Below are 8,241 nucleotides of genomic sequence, written 5' to 3'. Positions count from 1 at the left end.
GGCGGCCGCGATCTGGCGCAACTTCCAGACCGGCCAGGCGGTCAGCCGTTCACTGACCGCCTACGACCACTGAACGTGTTCGGAAAGACTCGTCTAGGCTGTGAGCATGGCAGCGAACACCTACCTGACCGGTATCAAGCCCACCGGCGACTTCCACCTGGGCAACTACGTCGGTGCGATCAAGCCCGCCCTCGCGGCGGCCCGTGAGTACGACACGTACTACTTCATCGCGGACTACCACGCGCTCAACACCGTCACGGACGCCGAGGAACTCCGACACAGCATCCGGTCGGGCGCTGCCACCTGGCTCGCGTGCGGTCTCGATCCCGAGCGGACCATCGTCTACCAGCAGTCCCGCGTGCCCGAGACGTTCGAACTCACCAGCATCCTCAGCGCCCTCACCCCCAAGGGCCTGATGAACCGTGCCCACGCCTACAAGGCGGCCCGCGACCGCAACGCCGCGGTGGGCGTCACCGACCTGGACGCCGGCATCAACATGGGGCTGTTCAACTACCCCATCCTCATGGCCGCCGACATCCTCGTCATGGAGAGCACGCACGTGCCCGTCGGCCGCGACCAGACCCAGCACCTGGAGTACACCGCCGACATCGCCGGGTACTTCAACCACCGGTTCGGCGAGGCGTACGAATTCCCGATCCCCAAGGGCGTCATCGACGAGGGCGAGGCGAGCATCCTGCCCGGCGTCGACGGCCGCAAGATGAGCAAGTCCTACGACAACCACATCCCGTTGTTCCTGCCGGAGAACAAGCTCAAGAAGGCGATCCGCCGGATCCCGACCGACTCCACCCCGGTCGAGGACCCCAAGGACCCTGACGGCTCGGTCCCCTTCCAGCTGCTCCAGCACTTCGCCGACGCCGAGACCGTCGACGGCGTGCGCAAGCGGTTGGAGGCGGGCGGCATGGGCTGGGGCGAGCTCAAGAACGAGCTGTTCGAGGCGGTCAACGCCGAGATCGGCCCCAAGCGTGAGCGCTACGAGGCCCTCATGGCGGACCCCGGGCGGATCGACGCGGTCCTGATCGAGGGTTCCGAGCGCGCGCGCAGGCGCGCCCGCGCCACCGTCGGCAAGGTGCGCGCCGCCATCGGCGTCGCCTGAGCGCGCGCCGGGGCGGACGCACCCGCCGGAGGGCGGACCTCAGCCGACCACGGGCTCGCCCTCCAGCTCCACACCGGCCGCGCGCAGCCGCTCCAGGGCGGCGTCCACCGTCGTCCGCGCCACTCCGGCGGTCAGCCCGAGCCGGATCCGCGTGCGGAACCCCTCGGCGACGGCGTCCAGAGCGGTCGCGCGGACGCAGTGGTCGGTGGCGATGCCCACCAGGTCGACCTCGTCGATCCCGCGCCCGCGCAGCCAGTCGGCCAGGGGCGTGCCGTCCTCGCCCGTCGTGCCCTCGAAACCGCTGTAGCCGTCCGCGTACTGGCCCTTGCTGAAGACGGCGTCCACGCGGGCGGTGTCGAACGCCGGATGGAAGTCGGCCCCGGGCGTCGACGCGACGCAGTGCCTGGGCCAGGTACGCACATAGTCCGGCTCGTCGGAGAAGTGCGAGCCCGGGTCGATGTGCCAGTCGCGGGTGGCGACCACGGCGTCGTAGTCGTGGGCGTGCTCACGCACGTACTCGGTGACGGCCGCCGCGGTGTCCGCGCCCCCCGCAACGGCCAGGCTGCCCCCCTCGCAGAAGTCGTTCTGCACGTCCACCACGATGAGTGCCTTCATCGCCGCTCCCTCGCCTACCTCGTTCCGACGTCAATGGTGAAAGACCGTGGGCAGCGCGGCGTCGCCGCGCGACATCCGCAACGCCTCCTCCGGCAGTTCGGACAGCGTCTCGCGGTGCCGCTGGCGTGCCTCGCGCACGCTCTCGTGTCCGACCACCTCGCCCTCGACCACCAACGGGCGCAGCAGGGGGCGGGTGCCCCTGTCGCCCGAGGGCTCGTGGGTGTACACGTCCTCGCTCACGGCGGTGCCGCGTTCGTCCAAACGGCGTACCGCCCATTTGCGGCCGCCGCGGCTCGGCTTGCCCACCGATCGCTTGGCGACCGGTTCCAGGGGGGCGTCCGTCGCCGTGTCGCGCGCCCGGGCGACCAGCTTGTACACGAGGGACACCGTGGGCGCCCCCGATCCGGTCACCAGGGCGGTGCCCACGCCGTAACCGTTCACCGGGGCCACGGCCAGCGACTGCACGGAGTACTCGTCCAGGTCACCGGTGACCACGATCCGGGTCTCGTCGGCTCCCAGGGCGTCCAACTGCGCGCGGACCCGACCGGCGGTCGCGGCCAGGTCGCCGGAGTCGATGCGCACCGCGCCCAGCTTCGGTCCGGCCAGCTCCACGGCGGTGCGGACGGCCCGCTCGACGTCGAAGGTGTCGACCAGCAGCGTGGTCTCCGGCCCCATCGACTCCAACTGGATCTGGAAGGCCTGGCGTTCGCTGTCGTGCAGCAGCGTGAACGCGTGCGCGGCGGTGCCGCCGGTCGGGATCCCGTAGGTCCGTCCCGCCTCCAGGTTGGACGAGGTGGCGAACCCGGCGATGTGGGCCGCCCGTGCGGCGGCGACCGCCGACCGTTCGTGCGTGCGGCGCGATCCCATCTCGATCAGCGGACGCTCGCCCGCCGCGACCACCATGCGCGAGGCGGCGGAGGCGATCGCGCTGTCGTGGTTGAACACGGCGAGCGCCAGGGTCTCCAGCACGACGGCCTCGGCGAAGGAAGCCTCCACCACCAGGATCGGGGAGCCGGGGAAGTAGGCCTCGCCCTCGCCGTAGCCCCATACGTCCCCGGAGAACCGGTAGCGCGCGAGCCAGTCCAGGGTCCGATCGTCCACCACGCCCCGATCGGACAGGAAGTCGAGTTCGGCCGTGCCGAAGCGGAACCGCTCCAGCAGGTCCAGGAACCGCCCGGTTCCGGCCACGACCCCGTACCTGCGTCCCTCCGGGAGCCTGCGTCCGAACATCTCGAACACCGAACGCCGTCCGGCGGCCCCGCTGCGCAAAGCGCCCTGCACCATGGTCAGTTCATAGTGGTCGGTGAGCAGTCCGCTGCTGCTGTCCTCGCTCATGGGCACGAGCCTAGTTCTTGCGCGGCCGTGCCTTCGGGCCCGCCCCACCAGTGGCGAGTCAGTCGGCTGAGTGGGCCGTCTCATCAATACCCATTTGGTTGGTAGGGAACAGGTTGATGGGTACCCTGGATCGCATGCTGAGGATTGATCGCTCGATCTACGACCAGATCGTCGCCCACGCCCGCCGTGACCACCCGGACGAGGCGTGCGGCGTCGTCGCCGGTCCCGAGGGCTCCGACCGCCCCGAGCGGTTCGTCGAGATGATCAACGCCGAGCGGTCTCCGACCTTCTACCGGTTCGACTCGCTCGAACAGCTGAAGGTCTGGCGTGAGATGGACGACAACGACGAGGAACCCGTCGTGATCTACCACTCGCACACCGCCACCGAGGCCTACCCCTCGCGCACCGACATCTCCTACGCATCCGAGCCCGGCGCCCACTACGTGCTCGTGTCCACGCGCGATTCGGACACCGTCGAGTTCCGTTCCTACCGGATCGTCGACGGCGAGGTCACCGAGGAGCCGGTGCAGGTCACCGGCGGCGACCGGGGCGGCCAGTAGGGCCGTGCCAGTGGGGCGGCCGACCGGAATGTGAGCGGCCGGGCCCCTGTTGGGAATGAACGCACATCAACGACCGCTAACGGAGACACCTTCATGGCCATCGAGGTCCGTATCCCCACCATCCTCCGCAACCTGACCGACGACGCCAAGGTCGTCGAGGGCTCGGGCGACACCCTCGGCGCGCTCTTCGAGGACCTGGACAGCCGTTTTCCCGGCATCGGCGAGCGTCTGGTGGACGGCGGCAAGCTGCGCCGCTTCATCAACGTCTACCTCAACGACGAGGACGTCCGCTTCGTCGGCGGACTGGAGGCCGAGCTCTCCGACGGCGACAACGTGACCGTCCTGCCGGCCGTGGCCGGCGGCAGCCGCTAGGCCGGCCATGCGCTACGACTCCCTGCTCGACTCCCTCGGCGGCACGCCGCTCGTCGGCCTGCCCCGCCTGTCGCCCTCCCCGGACGTCCGGCTGTGGGCGAAGCTGGAGGACCGCAACCCCACCGGCTCGATCAAGGACCGCGCCGCGTTCTTCATGATCGAGCAGGCCGAGAAGGACGGGCTGCTCTCGCCTGGCTGCACCATCCTGGAGCCGACGTCGGGGAACACCGGCATCTCCCTGGCCATGGTCGCGAAGCTGCGCGGCTACCGCATGGTCTGCGTGATGCCGGAGAACACCTCCGCCGAGCGCAGGCAGCTGCTCGGCATGTGGGGCGCTCAGGTCCACTACTCCGACGCGGCCGGCGGGTCCAATGAGGCCGTGCGCGTCGCCAAGGAGCTGGCGAAGGCCAACCCGGACTGGGTGATGCTCTACCAGTACGGGAACCCGGCCAACGCCCGGGCCCACTACGAGACCACCGGGCCCGAGATCCTGGCGGACCTGCCGGAGATCACCCACTTCGTGGCGGGCCTGGGCACCACCGGCACCCTCATGGGAGTGGGCCGGTACCTGCGGGAGAACAAGCCGGACGTGCGGATCGTCGCCGCCGAACCGCGCTACGGCGAACTGGTCTACGGCCTGCGCAACCTGGACGAGGGGTTCGTCCCCGAACTGTACGACGAGCAGGTCCTGACCACGCGCTTCTCCGTGCCCTCGGACGCCGCGCTCAAACGGACCCGGGAGCTCCTCGACCTGGAGGGGATCTTCGCGGGCATCTCCACCGGCGGCGCCCTGCACGCGGCTCTGGGGATGGCGCGCAAGGCCGAGCAGGCGGGAGAGCACGCCGACATCGTGTTCGTCATCGCCGACGCCGGGTGGAAGTACCTGTCCACCGGGGCGTACGAGGGGACGCTCGACGAGGCCGAGGCACGGCTGGAGGGCCAGCTCTGGGCCTGAGGTCCGCGACCGCGCGGGCGGTCCGGCCCTGGCCGGGAGGGTCGGCGTCCCGCACGGGGCGTCGGCCCTCGGCGGGTCCGGCGTCGGGGGCTCCTGCGCGGTGACCGCGCCGGACACCGTCAGGCCGTGTGGGAAATGCACACGTGACGCACGTCGCTTGAGATGCAGGCCACATTTCGTACCACCTGGCCGGGCATTGGGGTACACCCGTAACAACGGGACATCCGCAGAACCAGCCGCCATCCGCGCCCAGCGTCGCCACGGACGACGGGGGCGCCACGGACGCCGCGCGGCCCATCGAGAAGGCGACGACGACGTGCGACTCACGATTATCGGGTCCTCCGGGAGCTTTCCCGGGCCGGACAGCCCGGCCTCCTGCTACCTGGTCGAGGTGGACGGGTACCGTCTGCTCCTCGACATGGGCAACGGGGCGCTGGGCGCGCTCCAGCGGCACGTCGACATCTACTCCGTGGACGCGGTCTACCTGAGCCACCTGCACGCCGACCACTGTTTCGATCTGTGCTCCTACTGGGTCGCCCGCATGTTCCCGCCCGGCGGCCTCAAGCCCCGCATCCCCGTCTACGGCCCCCAGGGCGTGGCCCTGCGGATGGCGCAGGCGTACGGTCTGAACCCCGACCCCGGGATGACCGAGGCCTTCGACTTCCGCGAACTCACCGTCGGCGACTTCCGGATCGGCCCGTTCGCCGCCCGGGTCGACAAGGTCAACCACCCCGTGGAGGCCTACGGGATCCGGCTGGAGCACGAGGGCCGGACCCTGGCCTACTCCGGGGACACCGGGGCGTGCGACTCGCTGATCGACCTGGCCGCCGACGCCGACCTCTTCCTGTGCGAGGCGGCCTTCCAGGACCACCGGGAACACCCCAAGGACATGCACCTGACGGGGAGCGAGGCGGGCGAGCACGCCAGCCGGGCCCGCGCGCGCAAGCTGCTTCTGACCCACCTCGTGCCGTGGAACGACGACGAGGTGACGCTCACCGAGGCGCGGTCCACCTACGACGGGCCGATCGGGCTGGCGCGCGGCGGCCAGACCCACATCGTCGGGGCCTGACGGCACCCGGGCCCGGGAGGCAGCCCGGTCGCGGTCAGCGCGCGGTCCGCGGAGGGCCGGCGGCGAACGTGGCGAAGGGCACGTCCGCCCACGCGGTGGACACTTCGCGACTCCCGCCCCGAAGGGCACTCCACGGATATACGCTCGTTGCATGGCTCGACCTGACGGACGCGTTCCGACCCAACTCCGACCCGTGACCATCACCCGCAACTGGCTCCGCCACGCGGAGGGTTCCGCACTCATCGAGTTCGGCGACACCAGAGTCCTGTGCGCGGCCAGCGTCGAGGACGGTGTGCCCCGGTGGCGACGGGGCACCGGCGAGGGGTGGGTCACCGCGGAGTACGCGATGCTCCCCCGCTCCACCGACACACGAGGCGCCCGTGAGTCCGTCCGGGGCAAGATCGGCGGCCGCACCCACGAGATCTCCCGCCTCGTCGGCCGTTCCCTGCGCGCCGTCGTGGACTTCAAGGCGATGGGCGAGCACACCATCACCCTGGACTGCGACGTGCTCCAGGCCGACGGCGGCACCCGGACCGCGGCGATCACCGGCGCCTACGTCGCCCTGGCCGACGCGATGAAGTGGCTGCGCAAGCGCCGCAAGCTGAAGAACAACCCGCTCACCGGCTCGCTCGCGGCGGTGAGCGTCGGCGTGGTGCAGGGCCAGCCCCGGCTGGACCTCAACTACCTGGAGGACTCGGTCGCCCAGACCGACATGAACGTCGTGGTGACCGGCGAGGGCAAGTTCGTCGAGGTGCAGGGCACCGCGGAGGGCGCACCTTTCGACCGGGAACTCCTCGACTCCCTGCTCGACCTGGCGGTCAGCGGCTGCGAGGAGCTGACCGCGATCCAGAAGAAGGCGCTGGCGGAGTGACCACGGCGAACACGGCGGACTCCACGGGCCCGGTGGGCGGGCGCGTGGGCAGGCGGATCGGCGAAGTCCCGGGGGGAGGTGGACGGGTGCGACTCGTACTGGCCACCCGCAACGCCAAGAAGGTCCCGGAGATGCGGGACATACTGGCGGAGGCGGGTGTGGAGGCACAGGTCCTCGCGCTCGACTCCTTCCCCGACGCACCGGACGTCCCCGAGACCGAGCCCACGTTCATGGGCAACGCTCTGCTCAAGGCCCGGGCGATCGCCGCGCACACGGGGCTTCCCGCGGTGGCGGACGACTCCGGACTGAGCGTCGACGAGCTCCAGGGCATGCCCGGGGTGCTGTCGGCGCGGTGGTCGGGGCGGTTCGGTGGCGAGGACCGCGACGGGGCCAACCTCGATCTGGTCCTCGACCAGCTCGCCGACACCCCGGCCGAACGGCGCGGGGCGCAGTTCGTGTGCGCGGCGGCGCTGGTCATGCCGGACGGTGTGGAGATCGTGGCCGAGGGGGTCCTGCGCGGTCGACTGCTGCGGGAGCGCCGGGGCGAGAACGGGTTCGGCTACGACCCGGTGTTCGTCCCCGAGGGGCACACCAGGACCACCGCCGAGATGACCCCTCGGGAGAAGAACGCGATCAGCCATCGGGGCATCGCGTTCCGCACGATCGCCGGGGAGCTCGCCGAGATGATCTGAGACCTCGCCGTTCCCACGGCCGCAGAGCGTGGGCGCCGGGCGGCGCCGCGGGCGGGCGAACGCGGGGTGGTCGTGGAGTGGGGGGCCGCACTCCCGCCCCACGTTGGCGCTGGCAGAGGGCCGCGAGGTTCTTCGGAGCAATCCGGGTTCAGGGGGTTTGAGCCAAGGGGGAGCGGGGGAAGATGGGTTTTACCTGGACGTGGTCCAGGCCACAGACAGCCGGTCTCCGGAAGGAGATCGACTCGCCCGGAGGCGCCGCCAGTCCACGACCCGGTCGCCAGGACGGCGATCCACGTGGGACGTCCGAGAGGTGGGGGTTCCCCTTCACCGAACGGATGGAGTTGACGCTTCCGGGCCCATTGTCTAGACTCGGCGAGTCTTCGCGGGACGGCGAGCGGCGTTAGGCCGACTCGGACCCGGGCCGTGATCCATAGACCTCCTCCCAGTCACACCGGTCCGAGCATGTGCTCGGTGCGGGTAGGATCGGGAAGCCGCCTCAGCAATCCGAACGGACTTCCCAGTTCATTCTGGACGAATGAGACGGAACGGACCCCTTACACCGTTCGGTTGATCCGGAACCGCCGATTTGGCGGGGCACGGAACACCTGATAAAGTAAAGACACAACAAAGCGGAAACGCAGACGCCTTCCACGGAAGA

The 8,241-nt window shown here is 70.4% G+C and carries 9 protein-coding genes; 7 read left to right on the top strand and 2 right to left on the bottom strand.

Going from position 1 to position 8,241, the window contains the following annotated elements; genetic code table 11:
* The first annotated feature begins 106 nt into the window (after positions 1 to 106).
* Positions 107 to 1,114 carry a tryptophan--tRNA ligase gene (locus BJF83_RS24745; RefSeq protein ID WP_075928216.1) on the top strand — a complete coding sequence of 336 codons (1,008 nt, stop codon included), beginning with the start codon at positions 107 to 109 and terminating at the stop codon, positions 1,112 to 1,114.
* Between the two features lie 39 nt (positions 1,115 to 1,153).
* Here the strand turns inward: BJF83_RS24745 and BJF83_RS24740 are convergent, their stop codons facing one another.
* Positions 1,154 to 1,729, bottom strand: coding sequence for a nicotinamidase (locus BJF83_RS24740; protein WP_075928215.1), 576 nt, complete (start codon positions 1,727 to 1,729; stop codon positions 1,154 to 1,156).
* A 30-nt stretch (positions 1,730 to 1,759) separates the two neighbouring features.
* Positions 1,760 to 3,064, bottom strand: coding sequence for a nicotinate phosphoribosyltransferase (locus BJF83_RS24735; protein ID WP_075928214.1), 1,305 nt, complete (start codon positions 3,062 to 3,064; stop codon positions 1,760 to 1,762).
* Between the two features lie 134 nt (positions 3,065 to 3,198).
* Here BJF83_RS24735 and BJF83_RS24730 point away from each other — a divergent pair, with 134 nt between their 5' ends.
* The 6 genes from BJF83_RS24730 to rdgB all read left to right on the top strand — a co-directional run bounded on the left by BJF83_RS24730 (position 3,199) and on the right by rdgB (position 7,583).
* Entirely contained in the window at positions 3,199 to 3,624 is a 426-nt protein-coding gene (locus BJF83_RS24730) for a Mov34/MPN/PAD-1 family protein (RefSeq protein ID WP_075928218.1), read from the top strand.
* Between the two features lie 93 nt (positions 3,625 to 3,717).
* The gene (locus tag BJF83_RS24725; RefSeq protein ID WP_075928213.1) at positions 3,718 to 3,996 is read left to right on the top strand and encodes a MoaD/ThiS family protein; all 279 of its coding nucleotides are present in this window, start codon (positions 3,718 to 3,720) and stop codon (positions 3,994 to 3,996) included.
* Between the two features lie 7 nt (positions 3,997 to 4,003).
* Positions 4,004 to 4,951: a PLP-dependent cysteine synthase family protein gene (locus tag BJF83_RS24720; protein ID WP_075928212.1), complete on the top strand. Its 948-nt coding sequence runs from the start codon at positions 4,004 to 4,006 to the stop codon at positions 4,949 to 4,951.
* A 316-nt stretch (positions 4,952 to 5,267) separates the two neighbouring features.
* The gene (locus tag BJF83_RS24715; protein WP_075928211.1) at positions 5,268 to 6,020 is read left to right on the top strand and encodes an MBL fold metallo-hydrolase; all 753 of its coding nucleotides are present in this window, start codon (positions 5,268 to 5,270) and stop codon (positions 6,018 to 6,020) included.
* A gap of 151 nt (positions 6,021 to 6,171) precedes the next feature.
* Positions 6,172 to 6,891 carry a ribonuclease PH gene (gene rph / locus BJF83_RS24710; RefSeq protein WP_075928210.1) on the top strand — a complete coding sequence of 240 codons (720 nt, stop codon included), beginning with the start codon at positions 6,172 to 6,174 and terminating at the stop codon, positions 6,889 to 6,891.
* 86 nt (positions 6,892 to 6,977) lie between these two features.
* Positions 6,978 to 7,583, top strand: a complete 606-nt coding sequence (gene rdgB / locus BJF83_RS24705; protein ID WP_075928217.1) for an RdgB/HAM1 family non-canonical purine NTP pyrophosphatase — start codon at positions 6,978 to 6,980, stop codon at positions 7,581 to 7,583.
* The last annotated feature ends 658 nt before the right edge of the window (positions 7,584 to 8,241 follow it).

This window comes from Nocardiopsis sp. CNR-923, from assembly GCF_001942255.1.
Lineage (GTDB): Bacteria > Actinomycetota > Actinomycetes > Streptosporangiales > Streptosporangiaceae > Nocardiopsis.
Note: the sequence above shows the minus strand (reverse complement) of the source record. Positions and strands in the feature narration are given on the sequence as shown.